Annotated in this window: 17 protein-coding genes; 13 read left to right on the forward strand and 4 right to left on the reverse strand. The window is 40.7% G+C overall.

The features are described from left to right. The first annotated feature begins 3 nt into the window (after positions 1-3). The 5 genes from ACPUYX_RS06245 (at position 4) to ACPUYX_RS06265 (ending at position 4,967) form a co-directional block, all read left to right on the forward strand. Positions 4-1,203, forward strand: coding sequence for a saccharopine dehydrogenase family protein (locus ACPUYX_RS06245; protein ID WP_426378842.1), 1,200 nt, complete (start codon positions 4-6; stop codon positions 1,201-1,203). Between the two features lie 9 nt (positions 1,204-1,212). Further along, entirely contained in the window at positions 1,213-2,352 is a 1,140-nt protein-coding gene (nspC, locus tag ACPUYX_RS06250; RefSeq protein ID WP_426378843.1) for a carboxynorspermidine decarboxylase, read from the forward strand. Between the two features lie 47 nt (positions 2,353-2,399). Then, entirely contained in the window at positions 2,400-2,651 is a 252-nt protein-coding gene (locus tag ACPUYX_RS06255; RefSeq protein WP_426378844.1) for a hypothetical protein, read from the forward strand. A gap of 130 nt (positions 2,652-2,781) precedes the next feature. Further along, complete coding sequence (locus ACPUYX_RS06260) at positions 2,782-3,594, forward strand: DUF2935 domain-containing protein (RefSeq protein WP_426378845.1); 813 nt, start codon at positions 2,782-2,784, stop codon at positions 3,592-3,594. A gap of 188 nt (positions 3,595-3,782) precedes the next feature. Continuing rightward, entirely contained in the window at positions 3,783-4,967 is a 1,185-nt protein-coding gene (locus ACPUYX_RS06265) for a pyridoxal phosphate-dependent aminotransferase (RefSeq protein WP_426378917.1), read from the forward strand. A 131-nt stretch (positions 4,968-5,098) separates the two neighbouring features. Here the strand turns inward: ACPUYX_RS06265 and ACPUYX_RS06270 are convergent, their stop codons facing one another. Then, positions 5,099-5,944 (reverse strand): patatin-like phospholipase family protein, encoded by an 846-nt coding sequence (locus tag ACPUYX_RS06270; protein WP_426378846.1) that lies wholly within the window; start codon positions 5,942-5,944, stop codon positions 5,099-5,101. Between the two features lie 204 nt (positions 5,945-6,148). On the opposite strand from ACPUYX_RS06270, the gene ACPUYX_RS06275 reads away from it, so the two are divergent. Then, positions 6,149-7,429, forward strand: a complete 1,281-nt coding sequence (locus ACPUYX_RS06275; RefSeq protein ID WP_426378847.1) for a 4Fe-4S dicluster domain-containing protein — start codon at positions 6,149-6,151, stop codon at positions 7,427-7,429. Positions 7,430-7,545: 116 nt separating this feature from the next. Here ACPUYX_RS06275 and ACPUYX_RS06280 read toward each other — a convergent pair whose 3' ends face one another. Continuing rightward, the gene (locus ACPUYX_RS06280; protein ID WP_426378848.1) at positions 7,546-8,154 is read right to left on the reverse strand and encodes a nitroreductase family protein; all 609 of its coding nucleotides are present in this window, start codon (positions 8,152-8,154) and stop codon (positions 7,546-7,548) included. Between the two features lie 297 nt (positions 8,155-8,451). Here ACPUYX_RS06280 and ACPUYX_RS06285 point away from each other — a divergent pair, with 297 nt between their 5' ends. From ACPUYX_RS06285 to ACPUYX_RS06300, 4 genes are all read left to right on the forward strand, one after another. Continuing rightward, positions 8,452-10,191: a methyl-accepting chemotaxis protein gene (locus tag ACPUYX_RS06285; protein WP_426378849.1), complete on the forward strand. Its 1,740-nt coding sequence runs from the start codon at positions 8,452-8,454 to the stop codon at positions 10,189-10,191. 108 nt (positions 10,192-10,299) lie between these two features. After that, positions 10,300-10,509, forward strand: a complete 210-nt coding sequence (locus tag ACPUYX_RS06290; RefSeq protein ID WP_426378850.1) for a hypothetical protein — start codon at positions 10,300-10,302, stop codon at positions 10,507-10,509. Positions 10,510-10,580: 71 nt separating this feature from the next. Beyond that, positions 10,581-12,116, forward strand: coding sequence for a Na+/H+ antiporter NhaC family protein (locus tag ACPUYX_RS06295; protein ID WP_426378851.1), 1,536 nt, complete (start codon positions 10,581-10,583; stop codon positions 12,114-12,116). A gap of 136 nt (positions 12,117-12,252) precedes the next feature. Next, a complete protein-coding gene (locus ACPUYX_RS06300; RefSeq protein ID WP_426378852.1) occupies positions 12,253-12,972 on the forward strand; it encodes a M48 family metallopeptidase in 720 nt (239 codons plus the stop codon). Between the two features lie 26 nt (positions 12,973-12,998). Here the strand turns inward: ACPUYX_RS06300 and ACPUYX_RS06305 are convergent, their stop codons facing one another. Continuing rightward, on the reverse strand, positions 12,999-13,916 hold the full coding sequence (locus ACPUYX_RS06305; protein WP_426378853.1) for a LysR family transcriptional regulator: 918 nt from the start codon (positions 13,914-13,916) through the stop codon (positions 12,999-13,001). Between the two features lie 601 nt (positions 13,917-14,517). On the opposite strand from ACPUYX_RS06305, the gene ACPUYX_RS06310 reads away from it, so the two are divergent. From ACPUYX_RS06310 to splB, 3 genes are all read left to right on the forward strand, one after another. Continuing rightward, positions 14,518-14,820 carry a phasin family protein gene (locus ACPUYX_RS06310; protein WP_426378854.1) on the forward strand — a complete coding sequence of 101 codons (303 nt, stop codon included), beginning with the start codon at positions 14,518-14,520 and terminating at the stop codon, positions 14,818-14,820. 157 nt (positions 14,821-14,977) lie between these two features. After that, a complete protein-coding gene (locus ACPUYX_RS06315) occupies positions 14,978-16,654 on the forward strand; it encodes an AarF/UbiB family protein (RefSeq protein ID WP_426378918.1) in 1,677 nt (558 codons plus the stop codon). 79 nt (positions 16,655-16,733) lie between these two features. After that, entirely contained in the window at positions 16,734-17,777 is a 1,044-nt protein-coding gene (gene splB / locus ACPUYX_RS06320; RefSeq protein WP_426378855.1) for a spore photoproduct lyase, read from the forward strand. A gap of 383 nt (positions 17,778-18,160) precedes the next feature. Here splB and ACPUYX_RS06325 read toward each other — a convergent pair whose 3' ends face one another. After that, positions 18,161-18,874 carry a LutC/YkgG family protein gene (locus tag ACPUYX_RS06325; protein ID WP_426378856.1) on the reverse strand — a complete coding sequence of 238 codons (714 nt, stop codon included), beginning with the start codon at positions 18,872-18,874 and terminating at the stop codon, positions 18,161-18,163. Positions 18,875-18,887 lie beyond the last annotated feature (13 nt).

Genomic DNA, 18,887 nt, shown 5'->3' on the forward strand with positions numbered 1-18,887 from the left:
GACATGGGGAAGGCTTTGATTATCGGTGCTGGCGGTGTTGCCAGTGTTGCAATTCATAAATGTTGTCAGAATCCGGACGTTTTTGAGGAAATATGTATAGCCAGCAGAACTTTAGAGAAATGTGAAGCAATTAAAAACAAGCTATCCGGAAGCCGAACAAAAATCCAAACGGCACAGCTTGATGCTGATTATACCGACGAGGTTATTGAACTAATCAAGAGCTTTAAGCCGGATATTGTCATGAACCTTGCGCTTCCTTATCAGGATTTGACTATTATGGATGCTTGTTTAGCAGCAGGTGTTGACTATATGGACACGGCAAATTATGAACCACCGGACATTGCAAAATTTGAATATAAATGGCAGTGGGCTTACAGAGAAAAGTTCGCTCAGGCTGGGTTAACGGCGCTGTTAGGAAGCGGTTTTGATCCCGGAGTTACCGGTGTCTTTTGCGCTTATGCCCAAAAGCATTATTTCGATGAAATCCATTCCATTGATATTGTTGATGCCAACGGTGGTGATCATGGTTATCCTTTTGCCACGAATTTTAACCCTGAAATAAATATTCGGGAAGTCACAGCAAATGGAAGGTACTTTGAGAACGGCACTTGGATAGAAACGCCTCCGCTTTCTATGAAGCAAGTTTATGATCTTCCCGAGATCGGTCCCAAAAACATTTATCTTATGTACCATGAAGAATTAGAGTCCCTGGCAGTAAATATTAAGGGAGTAAAACGAATCAGATTCTGGATGACCTTTTCGGATAATTATCTTAATCATTTACGGGTCCTCGAAAATGTTGGTATGACCTCTATCGAGCCTATTGAATTTGAAGGACGACAAATCATCCCCTTGCAATTTTTGAAAGCAGTTCTTCCCGACCCAGCATCCCTGGGGCCAAGAACGAAAGGGAAAACGAATATTGGTTGTATTATCCAAGGGCTTAAGGACGGAAAACCCAGGACATATTATGTTTACAATGTTTGTGACCACCAGGAATGTTATGCAGAGGTCGGTTCTCAAGCTATATCGTACACGACTGGTGTTCCGGCCATGATAGGGGCCATGTTAATGCTCAAAGGTGCTTGGAAAAAGCCCGGTGTCTATAATGTTGAAGAATTTGATCCGGATCCCTTTATGGAAGCCCTTAATAAATGTGGTCTGCCCTGGCAGGAATCGTTCATGCCAACACTCCTTGATTGAGGTATTGCCATGGACTTTGATATTAATACCTTGCCATCGCCCTGTTACTTAGTGGATGAACGGCTGATCATAAAGAATTTGGAAATTCTGAATTCTGTACAAGAGCGTACGGGATGCCGTATTCTTCTTGCTTTAAAGGGCTTTTCCATGTTTTCCGTTTTTCCTCTTGTGGCTAAATATCTTAAAGGGGTCACAGCAAGTTCTTTGTACGAAGCGAAACTGGGGCGGGAAGAAATGGGCAAAGAAGTTCATATTTATTCACCTGCCTACATTGAAGAGGAATTTGACAGTATCCTTGAGAACTGTGACCATATCGTTTTTAACTCGTTTTCTCAATGGAATCGATATAAAGAAAAAGTGCAGCAATATGGAAATAAGAAGATTAGCTGCGGTCTTCGCATTAACCCGGAATATTCGGAGATTGAGACCCCTATTTATAATCCTTGTTATCAAAACTCCAGGCTGGGTGTGACGCTGTCGAATTTTAGATCCGATGAACTGGAAGGAATTGAAGGCCTCCATTTTCATACAATGTGTGAGCAGAATTCTGACACCCTGGAACGAACACTTCCAGTGGTCGACAGGAAATTTGGACAATATATTAAAACTATGAAATGGCTTAATCTTGGCGGAGGTCATCACATTACCAGACCTGATTATGATATCGAAAGGTTGATTCAAGCGATCAAGTGGCTTCAAGATAAATATGGCGTGGATATTTATCTTGAACCGGGGGAAGCGGTTGCCTTAAATACCGGATTTCTTATCGCCAGTGTTCTTGACATTGTTGAAAACGGCATGAAGATTGCTATTTTAGATACCTCTGCGGCCTGTCATATGCCGGATGTGCTTGAGATGCCCTACAGACCTAATATAATTGATGCTGGGAAGCCTGGCGAATATTCTTATACCTATAGGCTGGGAAGTCATACTTGTTTAGCAGGAGATGTCATTGGAGATTATTCCTTTAAACAACCTTTAAAAATTGGTCAGAGACTTGTTTTCTGTGACATGGCCCATTATACTATGGTAAAGAACAATATGTTTAATGGCGTTAATCTTCCTGCTATTGCACTTTTCAACGAAGAACAAGGAATTAAAGTCATCAGACAGTTTGGTTATGAAGATTTTAAACATCGTTTGTCCTGAAATTTGTGCTATAATAAGTTCAAGACGATCAACTTATGAGGTATTTTATGTATGATTTAGCGGACTACCGCAGTTTGAAAAATCGAAAGCATGTTCAGGATTCTCCCGTGGGAATATTAGATGTGATTGAATCAGATTATCCGAGTCAATATTCACTGCTTCTTGATAATCAATCCCTTATGGCGACTCTGTTTTCCAAAGAGGAATGGATTGACATATTAACGAAGTCGCGAAATTCTTACAAAGATCATATTCAACGATTGGATTTATCAAGGAAAATTTTAGTTCATAAAATTTGATCTTACTTTTAAAAAAGGTTTAGTTTGTGTTCCAGCACAATCTAGACCTTTTTTAGGTTGGGAGTCTAACTTTCCTCCTCAAACAATATCATAGCATTAGGATGTTCTATGAAGGAGGTAGGATTTTAACTTGACTGCTGAATCATCTGAACGTGCTTTATTTGAGCACTGTTTTTGGTTACAAGTTCTTGGCGACCATAGCCGATTCTTTTTAAAAGCTTTGGGACCTTCTGAAAAAGAAGAGATTAGTCGTGCACTTTATTTTATTCGCGAGTTTGACAGTCTTCTTGCTTTAGTCCGTAAGGGAACAGGTATGGGGGAATTACATAACTTTCACAACCACATTTGGCAGAAGGTACAGCAATTAAAGGATTTTAAGTTGCATTTAATCAGCCGCCAGCTGGAAGGTCAAATACGAATCAATTTAGAACCCTCGCTGATAAGCCATATGGTTAATGAACTGGAAGAATACCAAACATTACTGAGTTATATAGTCAAGGGGGAAACTGTTCCCTTGCTTCATCCGACCCATTACCACTTACTGTGGTTGTTAGATGCAATTGGTCATGCCGATACGATTACCATTTCACTTGATGTTGTGGAAGCATCCCTCAGAAACGAAAGTCAACGCTTTACTAAAGATTTCGAAGACAGCTATCGCAAAGCTCATGAAATCAGGGGCTTAACAAGAGCAATGCGGGATTTTTCAGTTCTAACGACATTTAATCATGAGGCAGCAAATCAAATTCAGCAATTTATTCATTTTCTGACTCTACTTTTAGAACGTCTTCTCAATAAATCAATTTTAGGAATGTTAGACCCGCTAATGCCGGACCATATGCTGCGGGAAGAGTGCTACTATTTGACAAAGCTATCACTTGTTACAGATGTAAGCAGCCCCTCTTGCGACCCAGGAAGAGCTAGAGTTATCGAAAAGCTTTGACATATGAGAGATGAAGGATAACATTGAAAAGTTTTTGACTGTTAAAACTTTAGGGTATTAGACTCTTCCGTATAATATTTATCATCGTGTATACAAATTGGATGGTTGAACAATGTATCATGTTGAGTGGTATAATAAGATATGAGAATATAATGGACAAATTATAAATGTTAGAAAGGTTGAAGGCAATGATATCCAATAAAATGAAAGAGCAGGTCCAAAGCAGCTCGATTATTCGTGCAATGTTTGAGGAAGGAAAGAGATTGGCGGAAATTCACGGTGCAGAAAATGTTTTTGACTTCAGCCTCGGAAATCCAAGTGTTGAGCCCCCGGAAGATGTTAAGAAAGCAATCCTAGAAATATTAAATACAGAAAGCACCACTAAAATTCACGGCTACATGAATAATTCCGGATATGAAGACGTTAGGGCAACAATCGCCGACTCAATAAATGATAAATTTGGCACTGCCTTTGGACAGAAGAACATACTGATGACCGTCGGTGCAGCCGGCGGTATAAACGTTATTCTTAAAACGTTACTAAATCCTGGAGATGAAGTCATTACCTTTGCCCCATTTTTCGGAGAGTACCGAAATTATGTTAATAATTTTGAGGGCCAGCTGTTCGTAGTCTCCCCTAATACTCTTGATTTTCAACCAAATCTTGAGGAATTTAAGCAAAAAATTACTCCTAAAACTAAAGTGATCATTATAAATTCACCGAATAATCCTACCGGTGTGGTTTATTCCGAAGAAACGATCCTTAACATGGCAGACATTTTAAGAGAAAAACAAAAAGAATTTGGCACCGATATTTATCTTTTTTCTGATGAACCCTACCGAGAATTGGCCTATGACCATGTAAAAGTTCCTTATGTAACTAAGTATTACGAAAACACAATTATCGGCTATTCATTTAGTAAGTCTCTTTCTTTGCCAGGGGAACGAATTGGCTATTTAGTTATTCCCGATCAGGCAGCAGATTTTGAAAATATACTGATAGCGGCAAATATCGCAAATCGTACCCTGGGTTATGTTAATGCGCCATCTCTATTCCAAAGAGTTGTGGCAAAATGTCTGAATGCTAAAGTGGATGTTGAGACCTACAATAAAAATCGTGAACTTTTCTATAACGGACTTTTATCTTACGGTTACCAATGTATTAAGCCTGAAGGTGCATTTTACTTGTTTATTAAAACCCCCCTCGACAATGACGTGGAATTCTGCAATTTGGCCAAGCAGAAGAATATTCTTATTGTACCGGGAACTGCTTTTGGCTGCCCCGGCTATGCACGTATTGCTTATTGTGTTGCATATAAAACCATTGAGAACGCCTTGCCGGGATTCAAGGCGTTAATTGAAGACCTTCGATAAGCTATAAGTATCCCATATATCCTATTTGTCTTTCGATGATGAAAGATGACATCGTATTTAAATGCTAACTGCGGGCTTTCAAAGCCCGCAGTTCATTTTTGTAGAGATAAAATCTGTTGGCAACCTCATGACTAGGAAACAAACTCCAGGATTTTTTGGTAGACTTCTTTTGTGTCCAGATACCCGTTTTGCAATAATCCATGAAGCTTTTGCGGATTCTTTTCAATTCGACCAACCTCTAGGGTTTTAGATGGCCTGACGACAAGAGCCTGACCGCTACTCTCAAGCTGCTCAACATAATCCAGGGTGTCGTTGTAAATTTTATAGCGATTCAACATCGTTTCTACTAAGGAAGGGTACTTTCTGTAAGCTACTTTGAGGAATCCGGTGAATTTAGCCGGATTTTTCCTGTAGCCCCGATTTCTTGTTAAGACGATGACATTTTTAGAGTTGCCGTCCTGAATAGATTTGCGGATAGGTATGGAATCTGAGATCCCGCCATCTAATAATTCGTACCCTTTATAATGCACAATAGGAGATATAAGAGGCAGGGAAGCTGAGGCTCTTAAAGCCTGAAACTTATCACCAATTTCTTCTTTGGTTAAATAAACAGGTTTGCCGGTTTTACAATCTGTCGCACCTACTAAAAAATTACAAGGAGAATTATAAAAGGTTTGAAAATCAAAAGCGACATGCTTATTAGGAACTTCGTCAAAGATGAAATCCATGCCAAAATACGATTTGCTGAGCAGAAGATTTCTTAGACTCATGTACCGCCAATCTTGCGCATAATTAATAATAACCTTCTCATTACGTCCACGCTGCTTCGAAATATAGGAAACAGCATTGCATGCGCCGGCGGATACGCCAATGATATAGTTGAAATAGAGATCGTTCTCCATAAAATATTCCAGAACTCCACAGGTATAGAGCCCTCTCATGCCTCCGCCCTCTAATACTAAGCCTATTTTTTCCATAGCCTTCACCTCTGTAATATCAATTATTTATGCAAAGAAATTACATAATGCTGGAAACATTAGCGTTAGTTAACAAACTTTAAGAGATCAAAATGACCCTCTAATCTCTTATTGGCAACAGTCTCCAAATTTATAGAAGAATATCCCATCTTGTACTATAATTAATTCTAGACTATTAAGTAAAGTACATAGAGGAGAGTATTCATGGCACATAGAACGTTGAAATCAGGATATGAGCAATTAAGCGAACGTTTAAATCGGTTTCCGCAAGGGGCACCGCCTACCGAGTATTTTTTTAAAATTCTTAAGGTTCTTATGAGCGAAAAAGAAGCTAGGATTATGTCCAAGCTGCCAATAAAGCCATTCACGGTTCAAGCTGCCAGTGAGGCCTTATCTATGGATTTAAAAGATACAGAAAAAATACTAATAGAACTTGCCTCCAGAGCCCTATTGTTGGATATTGAGGACCCCACAGGCGTAAGAACCTTTGTACTGCCGCCGCCAATGGCTGGCTTTTTTGAATTTTCTTTAATGCGGCTTAATGGGAACAGTAATCAAAGACTCCTTGCCGAACTATTTTATCAGTACTTAAACGTGGAAGAGGATTTTGTTCGTGATTTATTTGTTACCGAAACGAAATTAGGCCGGATTTTTGTCAATGAACAAGCGTTAAGCACTGTAAATGATCTTCATATCTTGGATTATGAACGAAGTAGTGAAATAATTAAAAAAGCCTCCCATATAGGAGTTGGCACATGTTATTGCAGACATAAGATGAGTCATCTTGGCAAGGCATGTGATGCTCCTCTGGAGATTTGTATGACGTTTGGAGGAACTGCAGCCAGCCTGATTAAATATGGTTATGCCAGAGAAATCACCGTTTCCGAATGTATGAGTTTAATTGAAAAGGCTTATGATCATAATTTAGTCCAAATTGGAGAAAACGAACAAGAAGGTTTACCTTTTATATGCAATTGCTGCGGCTGTTGCTGTGAAGCGCTCTTGGCCATAAAACGGTTCGGAACCTTAAACACCATTAATACAACAAATTTCCTGCCAGAGGTAGACGAAGCCCGGTGCAAAGGCTGTGGAAGGTGTGTTCAAGCCTGCCCTGTGGGGGCCTTGTCCATTGAATCTCAAACGATAGGCGATAGCACAGTCCTTAAAAAAGTCAAATTAGATGAGAATGTCTGCTTGGGATGCGGTGTTTGTGTGAGAAATTGTAATCATGGGGCCTTAAAGCTTAATCACAGGGATAAACGGGTAATAACACCTGTCAACTCCGTTCATCGTATCGTTTTGCAAAGTATTGAGAAAGGGCAGCTTCATAATCTCATCTTTGATAATCAGGCTTTGTTCAGTCACCGCGCCATGGCAGCAATTATGGGAGCAATCTTAAAAATGCCTCCCCTTAAACAAATGATGGCAAGTGAACAGGTCAAGTCCAAGTATTTATTAGCTCTAATAAAAAATTATAAGGTGTGAAAACAATTAGATAATCCTTATGCCAACAAAGGAAGAGACTTTTAAAAAAAGTCCTTCCTTTGTCTATTTTGATTAGTTTTGGATTTTTGGGAAGCATGCAGCAGGCATTGATAACATTATACTTCTTTAAGGATTAGTTGCTCTAAATCAATTCTCGGGCGTGGTTGAGGGTTTTGATCAGGATAGCCAACAGGGATTAAGGCCACTACACGGTAGTTGTCACTCAAATCGAGGATTTTCTTAACCTTCTCTTGATCAAACATCATGATCCAGCACGTGCCAAGACCAAGATCAACAGCTCGCAATGTAAGATGGTCAACAGCAATGGCGGCATTTAACCGCAAATAGCCTTCGGCGGCTGCCGGATCCATGGGTTTGCGTTTGGCGTAGGCATCGGGGTCCATTTTTTCAAGAGGAGTATCATTAAAAGCTCCAGCTTCTTTAAGTTCTTGGGCTCTTGTTCCCATGCCTCCGAAGGACTCCATGTCCACACAGCAGGCAATGACGACAGGTGCTTGGCTGACAAAGGGCAGCGGTGATGCTTCCGTCAGTTGGGCACGTGCAGCTTCACTTTTGATAACTACAAAGCGAGTAGGCTGAAGGTTACTGCCAGAGGGGGCAAGCCGAGCCGCTTCGATCAACTCTCTGATCGCTGTCTCAGGGACTGCATCTGTTTTGAATCGTCGAATACTCCGCCTGGTTTTCAGAGCAGCAAGTAATTCCATAGAATTCATCTTCTTTCTTCAAAACTAAAATTACTTTTTAAGTATTTTATCAGGCAAGGCATATCTTCTTAATCTTATCTACTTATATTTTAGGGGATTACCCCCTTATTTGCAAATTTTGCACTGACTATAAAAAATTGTAAGTTGTTAGTCATTTTGAAGAGAAAGTTTTGAGTAATTGGCAGTAATTAGAAGGTTATTGCTCTTAGTTGTCGAAATAGAAAAAAGCAATGATTATAATATAGCCCTGAGTAAAGCTGTTGTAAGAGATTAACTATTGAAATGGAGTGTCTGCCTATGGAAAATAAAACGATGAATTCAAAATCGGTTATCAACTACGGGATTAGGTTTAAATTACAAGCTAGCTTTTTAGCCGTAATTATTATGACACTTTTTGTGGGGATAGTGGGGTATTATGGTATTTACCGACTTAATCAGAGCGCACAAGATCTGGGTGATCATTGGCTCAAGGCCACTAATGCCTTAGGACTGGTCGTTGAGGATACGGAAGATATGCAGAGGACGCTCCTATTGGGCTTTTCGGAACGAGGCGATGCGACGGCTTATCAAGGTATTAAGTTCAGTTTTCTTAATAATAAAACGAAATGGGAAAATGATTTCACGACCTATAGCAGATATGTAACGAGCTCCGAGGGGTTAACCAGAAATGAATCTATGAAAAAGGCATTCGATGCTTACATAACAGATGCCGATCAGGTTTGGAAGTTGATTGAAGATAATAACGACGAAGAGGCTCGATCTTTTTTAATCGATAAGAGTAAGGAAAGTTTTGACCAAGTAATTAAGGCTATGGAAGCTCAGATGTATTTTATGGATAAAGGAGGAGAACAAGCAGTTGCTGACGCCCAGCTCACAAATGCTACTGGCTTAAAGTTTCTGATTATTTTTATTGCAGTCGCTTTTATCCTCGGAATAGTGCTGACAATGTTATTGGCAAGAAACATCAGTCGGCCCCTTAATAAGGTCACGATGATTGCTCAATCCGTAGCCAATGGTGATTTAAAGGTTAGTATTCCAGAGATAAAAAATCGGGATGAGATAGGCGTTTTAGCACAAGCGGTGGGGGATATGGTTCGCTCACTAAGAGAAATTATCGGTGAAGTATTAAATCAGTCTGAGAGTGTAGCGGCAACGAGTGAAGAATTGTCGGCAGCCGCCGAAGAAGCGACTACTGCGAGTGAGCAAGTTTCCAATACTTTGGTTCAACTTACGACCGGCGTATCGAGTCAAGCATTATCGGTGAAGGACACTAGTGTTGTCATCGAACAGATGTCTTCGAGTGCTCAACAGGTGGCTGCCAATACGGAGATTGTTAATCAAAGTAGTGAGAAAGCAGCACAAGCGGCTGATGTGGGATCTCTCCAGGTTGAAAATGCAGTGCAAAAAATCATACAAATTCGTGAAGTTTCGGTCCAAACCGCTGAGGCAGTATTTCACTTAGGCGAGCAATCGAAAGAGATTGGACAAATTGTTGATGTGATTCAGGGCATTTCGGATCAAACGAATTTATTAGCTTTAAATGCTGCCATTGAGGCGGCTCGAGCAGGTGAACATGGAAGGGGATTTGCAGTGGTAGCTGACGAGGTTAGAAAGTTAGCGGAACAATCTTCTTTATCTGCTACACAAATCGCATCTTTGATTGAAACTATACAACGTGACACGGAACGGGTTGTTGAGGGGATGGAGAAAGGCAAAGATGAGGTCGATGCCGGTGTTGAAGCTGTAAATTTGGCAGGAAGTTCCTTTGGAACTATCGTCGAAGAGGTCAATACTGTCGTCAAACAAATCCAGGAAGTTATTTCTGTTGCTCAACAAATGGCCAGCGGAGCTGTTCATGCTGTGGAATCTGTTAAAAGTATTGGAGTTATTGCTGAACAATCAGCTGCAAGGGTGGAAGAAGTTTCAGCAACTTCTGAGGAGCAAGCTGCAACAATGAGTTCTGTGAGTCAATCTGCCGAGGCCTTGGCAAAGCTTGGTGAAAGTTTGGCTTTACTGGTGAGCAAATTTAACGTTTAACGTTTGTGAAGATGAAATTACAGTTTGCGCTAAAAGAAGTGGAGTTTTACGATTGGATAAAATTAGTTCTTAGGTTGGAATATGCTGCTAAAGTAAAGGAGGAAGTTTATGGGGACAATGATTGCGGGATTAACTCTGAATAAACTATTGATGTTGGGCCTGGGTGTTATTGCCGTGGGCTTTATACTTAAAAAGTTATTTAAGTTGGCAATCGCAGTACTTATAATTGCCGCACTTGTTTATTATGGCTTGCCTATAATTCATACTACATTGGCTCAATTCCCTAGATTCTCTGATATCCTGTTCGTGAATCTTTAAAAGGCCCTGCATAGATTGCTTTTCAGCGCGGGATATTATAACAATAGCCTACGTTGAAAAGGGGTATTTAAATGCATGGAACTGTATGGTCCTTGGTACCGTTTCTGGTGGTAATTCCACTGGCTCTATTCACTAGACAGGTCTTGCCGGGCTTAGTTGCTGGTTTGTTAATTGGAGCCTATATGATTAATCCTACACCATTAGGCGGGGTGGATACAGCACTTCAATACATTTTAAAAGAATTAGCTGTTTCTGACAATTTGCGTCTGATCGTCTTCATGTATGGTTTCGGAGCTTTCGTTGGCTTAGTTCGCATCACCGGAGGAGTCAGCGGTTTTGCTCAATATATGGAAACAAAGATTCATTCCGGACGAGGCGCCTTTATCGTAACTTGGTTATCGTCCTTCCTTACCTTTATGGCGCCTGATTTTCGGATCATTACGGTGGGCCCGGTCATGAAACAGGTATTCTCGCGTCTTCAAGTTCCTGTCAATAAGGTAGCATTTGTGATTGATGCTACAGCGACACCTTTATGTGCGATTATGCCTCTAGGAACAGTCTTTATTGGTTATAGTATCGGATTGTTGGGGGTGGCGAGCCGGCATCAAGGGATTCCTATGGCTCCTTATAATTTGTTTTTACTCAGCATTCCTTTTAACTTTTTTTCCTTGGCGATGCTTGCTTTTGCTTTAGGCTATACGTTCCTCAAAAGTGATAAAGCACAGGAAAAAAATTCCAGTGCTCAACCTGTTGAATCCATTGAGAAAATGAGGTCGATTGGTTCGGCGAAATTAGCTTTTGCGGAAACTTCGCTGGAATTGTCAATCCCTTCACCTATCTCCAAGGAAAGGAAAAAGAGAAGGCATGACTCTGGCGATGAACTATTTCCTGATCCGATAGAACTTGTCGCTCAAAAGGTAAAACCAGATGCTCTTAACCTTATAGTACCCTTAGCTCTTTTACTAACCTTAACATTATTTTTTACCTGGTGGGATGGCCATCTTCATTCTTCCAACATATTAGGGGCCTTTATCCAAGCTAATGCAGCAAAAGCGATGTTGGAAGCCTTGTTATCGACGCTGTTGTTCTCTTTTATTTGGTATGCCTTTCGAAAGGAACCTATCCAACGAACTCTTTTTGGTTTCATGCAAGGCGGCAATGAAATGATGGCTGTGAACGTTCTTTTAGTTTTTGTCTGGGCTGTTTCGGCAATCTCTACAGATCTTGGGTTTGTTACTTATACGGAACAGACAGTGGGACGGTTAGTCCCGGCTGCGTTTATTGCACCGGCTTTTTTCGCACTGGGATGCATGCTCTCCTATGTAATCGGCTCATCCTTCGGTACTTGGGGTATTTTATTGCCGCTGGGGTTTTCGCTGGCGACGACTGAACACGCAGCTTTACCCTTAATTGCAGGAGCCGTATTTGCCAGCGGTACGTTTGGCGGATTTGTATCTCCCCTAAGTGATAATACTGTGGCAATGGCAACTGTCATGAAAATCCCGGTTATGGACTACGCAAAGTTAAAACTGCGTCTGGGACTTCTGGTTGCAGTTGTCTGCATGATCTTATATGGTCTCGTTGGCTGGTTTTATCGTGGGACATAATTACAGGTATTTAGAGACGATTAAGGGGACGGTTCAAACAACACATTTTACAAGATGTTGTTTGAACCGTCCCTAAATTATCCCATACCTTGCTGTAAATATAATTGTTTTAATCAAGTTAGGAGGATTTCGTACCATGGGCCAGATAAATGTCCGAGATGAAATAATCCCCTATGAAGAACGACGAAGCGTTCGCTATCGAAGAATAACCTTAAGCATCTTGAATGATCGAGTTCGGATTTCAGCGCCCCAAAATGTGTCGAAAAGGCAAATAAAGGAGTTATTAAAGGCTAAAGAGGACTGGATTTTAAAATACTGGCACATAAAACGCCAAAAGCAAGATCATTCGGTAAAAAACTTTACTGATGGTGAACAATTTCCCTTTCGCGGTGAAAAATTAAAACTATGTTTCCGAAGCCACGATTATCGCCGTATTCGGGTAAATTCAGATGGACAAATGCTTATTGTGTCATTGCCTCAGGACGGTCTTGATTCTCAATCTGCGGAAACTCTGCGCAAGATTATTATAGCCTGGTATAAAGTTCAAGCACGTAATCTTTTTAAGCTAAAACTTGATGATCAGGCAAAGCGAATGCAGGTCACATATCGAGACTTTCGCTTAAAAGATCAAAGAACAAGGTGGGGAAGCTGCTCCGGTCGCGGAAACTTGAATCTTAATTGGCGAATTATTATGGCTCCCGATAAAGTGATTGATTACCTTATTATTCACGAACTGGCTCATTTGACGTATCTGAACCATTCGCCGGAATTCTGGCAGCGGGTTAAAACCTTTATGCCGGAATATATGACCTGGAGAAAGTGGCTGAAAGACCATGGACATGAATTAGTGCTCTAGGATAGCGGGATGTCTGAAACTGCGAATTACGAAATAATGAAGTTTGCAAGAGGACGTTCATTAGATCTGAAAAACTCTTCGGCAAATTTCAGCCACAAATTTGCGGCATGTGGCAAGGAACGTCCTCTTTTCCAAATGATAGACATGCTATGAATGATTTGTGGTTCAGTTAATTGGACAGAGACTATACGATGTGGGTCCAATTCGGAACATACTGCACTTGGTAAGAAAGCAATACCTAAATTTGCTGCTACCATTTGAGTCATTAGCTCAAGCTGTGACGTTTCAAAAATGATGTTTGGAGAAAAACCAACATTCCTGCACTGGTTAATAATTTCATCGTGAAGACTAAAATCTTTACTATACAAAACAAAAGATTCATTAGCTAAGGCTGAGAGTTCAATGGATGGCAGCTTGCTTATGGGATTCTGTGAGGAGACGATAACAAAAAGAGGGTCCTTGGAAATAGAAATCGAGTCATAGTAGTGATGATCTGGGACTATGCATACGACCCCAGCGTCCAGAGTACCGTCTTTTATAGCAAGTGCCACTTTTTTGGAGCCATATTCAGACAAGCTAATCTCAATTAAAGGATACTTTTGTTTAAACTCTCCTAATAATTCGGCAAATATGGTTGAGCTTGTTATTGGCAATAAACCAATTGAAATTTTCCCTTTTTCCATTTTGATTTTGTTTTCAAAATCGGTCGTTAAATTATGAAACATAACAACAACCTGTTGAGCTTGCTCTAAAAAAATAACTCCTGTATCGGTCAACTGAACGTACTTTGAGTTCCTATTAAATAGGGAAGTGCTAAGTTCAGTTTCCAAATCTTTAATCATTTTGCTAATGGCGGATTGTGAGACATGGCAAACCAAAGCCGCTTTACTAAAGCTTTTTTGGCGAGCAACCTCGATAAAATATTCTAAATGTCGAATATCCATGAGTAACACCTCCAGATACAGTCTAATATGAATTTCGATCATAGTAAAGATTACAATTATATATTATTTTTATGTTTTGCTGCGATTGGAATAAAGTCAGAACTAAGAACAAAGGATAAAAAATGATCAACAACTAATTTTTCAAACACGTCTAAATTATCTGGGAAAGGCTGTGATTTTTAAATGAAAAAAGGTAGCAACCCAACAGTTAAAGATCATGAGGACAAGAGAAAGGAACCGTCAGATATTACCCAAACAAAAGAATTTTGGTCGACTCTGGGAGTCATTAGTTAAAGCTATTAAGTTTCTGGTTAACTTCTGTTGTAACAAACAAAATACTTATATAAGAAAATGAGAGCAAAATCTCATACTAGATCTTAAAAAAGTTTAAGAAACTCATTTCCCTCAAATTAATCAATCAATCTGGAAAACTGAAGTGTATCGGCACTTCGGTTTTCTATTTAATAAACAAATCATACCTAATAAGTTAGAGTTGTTTTGTAAACAATCATAAAGAAGGTAAAATAGATATAAGCATCATAGAATGAAAAAACTGTTGTCAAATGATTAGGCAAAATTTTATAAAGGGGGACTATTGATTATGAAAGATTTGCTTCGAAAAGGGCTGGCATTTGGTTTGGGATTAGCGGTTGTCAGCAGAGAACAGATTGAAAAGTTTGTGGATGAGATGGTAAAAAAAGGAGAAGTAACCTCCTCAGAATCGAAGGATTTAATTCAGGAATTGCTCGAAAAAGGTGAAGCTCAAAGAAAGGAAATGAATAGCACTATTCACAATCAATTAGAAAAAATGCTGAAAGAGCTGAATGTAGCCACAAAGGCGGATATTGAACGATTGGAAAAGCGCATCTCGGAATTAGAGGCTATCGTTAAGAACCAGGAATAGTTGATCTCGAGAATTGCGAGGGACCTATCTCGATTGGGTCCCTTCGTTTCCTAGCCTAGAAAGATGAAAATAGCCTTAATTTAAAACTAATCTGCGAAGGGGTTAATTTCTTTTGACAAAGTAACGACTTTGATAGAGGGGACATTAGGACATTATGATGATCGGGAAGAGAATTCGGCATTTAAAACGATATCGAGATGTTGCAAAGGTTCTCGCTCGCCATGGATTTGGCTTTTTTGTTGAGGAAATCGGACTTATTCACATGCTTTCTCTTCCCAAACGCCTTTTTACAGATTGGGAGGACATTGATCCCATGTCTATGGGAGAACGAGTACGTCAAGTTCTTGAAGAATTAGGTCCTGCCTACATTAAAATTGGTCAGATTGCCAGCACCCGCGCAGATATATTTCCGGAGGAGATCATTGAGGAACTAGAAAAATTGCAAGATAATGTTCCTCCCTTTTCCTTTCAGGAAGTGCATCGGATTATTGAAGATGAATTGGGATCTCCGCTTGAAGAGATTTTTTCGGTGTTTGAAGAAACAGCTATTGCAGCGGCTTCAATCGGGCAGGTGCATCTTGCCCAATTACGAAGCGGAGAGAAGGTCGCAGTAAAGGTTCAGCGTCCAAACATTAAAGATCTTATTGAAACGGATTTGGAAATTCTGCTTGATCTGGCGACTTTAGCAGAACATCGGATGGTTCGAATGGAACGCCTGCAATTGCGAGATGTTGTTGAAGAGTTTGCCAAATCCTTGCGCAATGAATTGGATTATACTATTGAAGCACGTAATGCCGAAAAAATTGCTACACAGTTTAAAGATGATGCGAGTATTCATATCCCCGGGATATTCTGGGATTATTCAACCAGTAAAGTATTAACTATGGAATACGTGGAAGGTCTCAAGCTTAATTTGTATGACGAGATTGATGCCAAGGGCTATGAGCGCAAAGATATTGCTGACCGCCTGGTGAAAGCGCTCTTTCATCAGGTTTTAATTGAAGGATTCTTCCATGGAGATCCTCATCCTGGAAATATCTTTATCTTAGAAGGAGGGATAATCTCCTTTATTGATTTTGGAATGGTGGGCAGACTTACTCAGGAAATGAAAAACAATTTTGCCTCTATGGTCATTGCCATGATGCGTCAGAATACGGAAAGCATGATCCAGGCAATTTTAAGGATTGGCATAATTCCGGATGACGTAAATTTGCCGCTTCTCTCCAAGGATGTGGATGATTTGCGGGAAAAGTACATGGATGTTCCCATGAGTCGGATAAGTCTAGGCTTAGCCATTGGAGATCTTTTGGGGGTGGCCTATCGGCATCAGATCAGAATTCCTTCTGATTTTACCCTATTGGCAAAATGTTTATTGCTTTTAGAGGGGATTGTAGAGAAACTTGATCCACAGCTGAGTATCATGGATATGGCTAAACCCTTTGGACTTCGTTTGCTCAAAGAGCGCTATCATCCGAAAACTGTTGCAGGACGAGTGTGGCATAACATCTCGGATTTTAGTGATCTTTTAGTTGATTTGCCAAAACAGATGAAGGCCTTAATGCGAGATGTTTTAAGAGGAAGAATTCATTTAGATGTAGGTATACCCGAGCTCGATGTATTTTTGCGCAGAATGGATCGGATTTCTAATCAGATTACCTTTAGTATTGTGCTATTGTCTTTTAGTATCGTAATGATGGGCTTAATCATTGCTTCAGCTTTAGGTCGGCAGCCAATCATGCTCTGGAAAATGCCAGCTATAGAAATAGGGTTTATTGCCGCGGCCTTGATGTTAGTCGGGCTGTTTATTTCTATATTCCGATCCAGAAAGTTCTAATATGACTTGTTTTTTGATGTAATGAGTCCTGGGGTTGAATCTTCTGCTCATGGGTAACCTAAGTATGAGGTGAAAGACTGTGACAGAAGAATTTGTTCCGCACCGTGTCTTTTTCGAACCATCAGCACTTGAATATCCTTTAGGGAGGCTTTTAGTAGAGGACTTTCGCAGAATGGGTGTTTCCGTGACCCCGACACCTTCTCACAACAGAGTCACAGGAATACCCGGAAATAATCCACCTCAGGCTTACCGTGAAGCAAAACGAACCTTGGTTATTGGCGTAAGGCGGAGTTCAAAATTTCAAACTTGTAAACCATCGGCACATTACCAACTGCCCTTAGTGACCAGCTGCCCTGGGATGTGCGAATATTGCTATTTGTCGACGACCTTGGGGAAGAAACCTTATGTTCGAGTTTATGTGAATTTAGAAGAGATCTTGGAAATTGCCTCAAAGCTAATTCAAGAGCGTTCACCCGAAATCACTCTTTTTGAAGGAGCTGCGACATCTGATCCCATTCCTGTAGAGAGATATACAGGCGCTCTAAAACAGACCATTAATTTCTTTGGTTTAAATCAATATGGGCGGTTTCGTTTCGTAACGAAATTTACTGATGTGGATTCCTTGCTTTCAGCTCGTCACGAAGGGCATACACGTTTTCGCTTCAGTCTGAATTGCGATTATGTTGTGAGCAAGTATGAACATTTGACGCCTTCTCCCGAACAACGAATTATTGCTTCCGGTAAGATACTTAAGGCAGGTTACCCCTTAGGTTTTATTATTGCGCCTATTTTTAAGTTTTCTGGCTGGAAAGAGGAATATGAACGCTTATTGGAAAGAACAGCGGAGGAATTAACACGCCTGGCACCTAAGGGATGGTCTCCGGAGCAGCTGACTCTTGAGTTTATTTCCCACCGGTACACTTTAAAAGCAAAAGCAACAATTCTTGAGATTTACCCGAATTCTTCATTGCCAATGGCAGAGGAGGAACGTAAGTTTAAATATGGTCAGTTTGGCTATGGAAAATATATTTATCCTAATGAAGATCTCGAAGAGTTAAAAGAATTCTTCAGAAAACAAGCAGATACCTATTTTCCTATGGCTAAAGTGGAATATTTTATATAACCCTTAACAATAGCAATTTGCTCAAGCATTTTCTACAATGATTCTGGAATAAAGTAAAAAGCCTGAAAGACATTAATCAAAATGCTCCCGGGCAAGGGGAGAATACTATTAATTGGCGTCTTTCAGGCTAATTTATCCAGTTTTAAGACCCCCACTTCTATGAGTGGGGGTGGGTCCCTTCGTTAACTTCAGGTGGGGTAGAGTTCTCCTTCGCCGTTAAGTATTCCTATTGGGAAAGGCGGCTCGGCAATAATGCCCACCGGACATTATTGTATCTGAAGCCCCGATGTTCAGCTTTAGCCGAACAAGTTCACTGCCTTGTATTTTAAAGATCCTTTGCTAAAGCCCCCTCTAATTAGATTACCAGAAGTTAACCATTGTAATCAGTCACCTGAATTTGAAGCCGTGTCCTCAGAATCGTCAATGAGAAGAACGTAGACTTCTATCGGGCCATGTACACCAATGGACAGATCCATTTCAATATCCGAGGTCCGGCTTGGTCCTGTAATAAATTCCAGCGCTGCCGGGGGGGTCTCTAAGGCAGAAACTTCAGAGAGGATGTCAGCGATGGTATTTCTTATTTTTGACGTTTCCATGATGGTCAGGTGGCGGGGAGGAAGCAAGCTAACGGCCCGTCCACGTTGAGGATTGCTGCTGGTTACGATGCTGCCGGAGAGCGCAACCCCCCAGTCCGCTCCTGTTACGCCAAGTTCAGCCTGAGCAGCTAATTGGTGTCGGTCTTGAGGGGAGGGGGCCGCTTGTGAATAGCGGGTCAGGGGCCAGTTTAAGGTTGTAAACGCGGATTCGGCAAATGCTGGGAGCAGGTTCCAGCTAACTATCATTCCTTGATTGGTGGTTTGAGCAAAGGAAAGATCACCGAACCATTCTTGGAGACATTGGATCACCTCATCCGGTGATTTAACAATGGCTCCTTTACCGCCTAAAGCTTGCCAATTATCAAGAAAAGTTCTTCCCCGCTCTTGGCTTGAGACTTGGAAAGAAGGAACGTCGAAAGCTACCGGTTCTGGAGCTGATTGGGGAGTTGAGCGCCCAAGTTTTGATGCCAGGAGACTAATAAAATCGTTAGTGTTGGTCATTGATCTCACCTCG

The sequence above is a fragment of the Desulfosporosinus sp. SYSU MS00001 genome (assembly GCF_049943955.1).
Classification (GTDB): domain Bacteria; phylum Bacillota; class Desulfitobacteriia; order Desulfitobacteriales; family Desulfitobacteriaceae; genus Desulfosporosinus.

What these genes read in the sequence shown, in the direction of transcription:
- nspC (WP_426378843.1), top strand. Translation starts at nt 1,213, where the DNA reads ATGGACTTTGATATTAATACCTTGCCATCGCCCTGTTACTTAGTGGAT.
- ACPUYX_RS06275 (WP_426378847.1), top strand. Translation starts at nt 6,149, where the DNA reads ATGGCACATAGAACGTTGAAATCAGGATATGAGCAATTAAGCGAACGT.
- ACPUYX_RS06255 (WP_426378844.1), top strand. Translation starts at nt 2,400, where the DNA reads ATGTATGATTTAGCGGACTACCGCAGTTTGAAAAATCGAAAGCATGTT.
- ACPUYX_RS06305 (WP_426378853.1), bottom strand. Translation starts at nt 13,916, where the DNA reads ATGGATATTCGACATTTAGAATATTTTATCGAGGTTGCTCGCCAAAAA.
- ACPUYX_RS06280 (WP_426378848.1), bottom strand. Translation starts at nt 8,154, where the DNA reads ATGGAATTACTTGCTGCTCTGAAAACCAGGCGGAGTATTCGACGATTC.
- ACPUYX_RS06285 (WP_426378849.1), top strand. Translation starts at nt 8,452, where the DNA reads ATGGAAAATAAAACGATGAATTCAAAATCGGTTATCAACTACGGGATT.
- ACPUYX_RS06290 (WP_426378850.1), top strand. Translation starts at nt 10,300, where the DNA reads ATGGGGACAATGATTGCGGGATTAACTCTGAATAAACTATTGATGTTG.
- ACPUYX_RS06300 (WP_426378852.1), top strand. Translation starts at nt 12,253, where the DNA reads ATGGGCCAGATAAATGTCCGAGATGAAATAATCCCCTATGAAGAACGA.
- ACPUYX_RS06310 (WP_426378854.1), top strand. Translation starts at nt 14,518, where the DNA reads ATGAAAGATTTGCTTCGAAAAGGGCTGGCATTTGGTTTGGGATTAGCG.
- ACPUYX_RS06325 (WP_426378856.1), bottom strand. Translation starts at nt 18,874, where the DNA reads ATGACCAACACTAACGATTTTATTAGTCTCCTGGCATCAAAACTTGGG.
- ACPUYX_RS06270 (WP_426378846.1), bottom strand. Translation starts at nt 5,944, where the DNA reads ATGGAAAAAATAGGCTTAGTATTAGAGGGCGGAGGCATGAGAGGGCTC.
- ACPUYX_RS06315 (WP_426378918.1), top strand. Translation starts at nt 14,978, where the DNA reads ATGATCGGGAAGAGAATTCGGCATTTAAAACGATATCGAGATGTTGCA.
- ACPUYX_RS06265 (WP_426378917.1), top strand. Translation starts at nt 3,783, where the DNA reads ATGATATCCAATAAAATGAAAGAGCAGGTCCAAAGCAGCTCGATTATT.
- ACPUYX_RS06245 (WP_426378842.1), top strand. Translation starts at nt 4, where the DNA reads ATGGGGAAGGCTTTGATTATCGGTGCTGGCGGTGTTGCCAGTGTTGCA.
- ACPUYX_RS06295 (WP_426378851.1), top strand. Translation starts at nt 10,581, where the DNA reads ATGCATGGAACTGTATGGTCCTTGGTACCGTTTCTGGTGGTAATTCCA.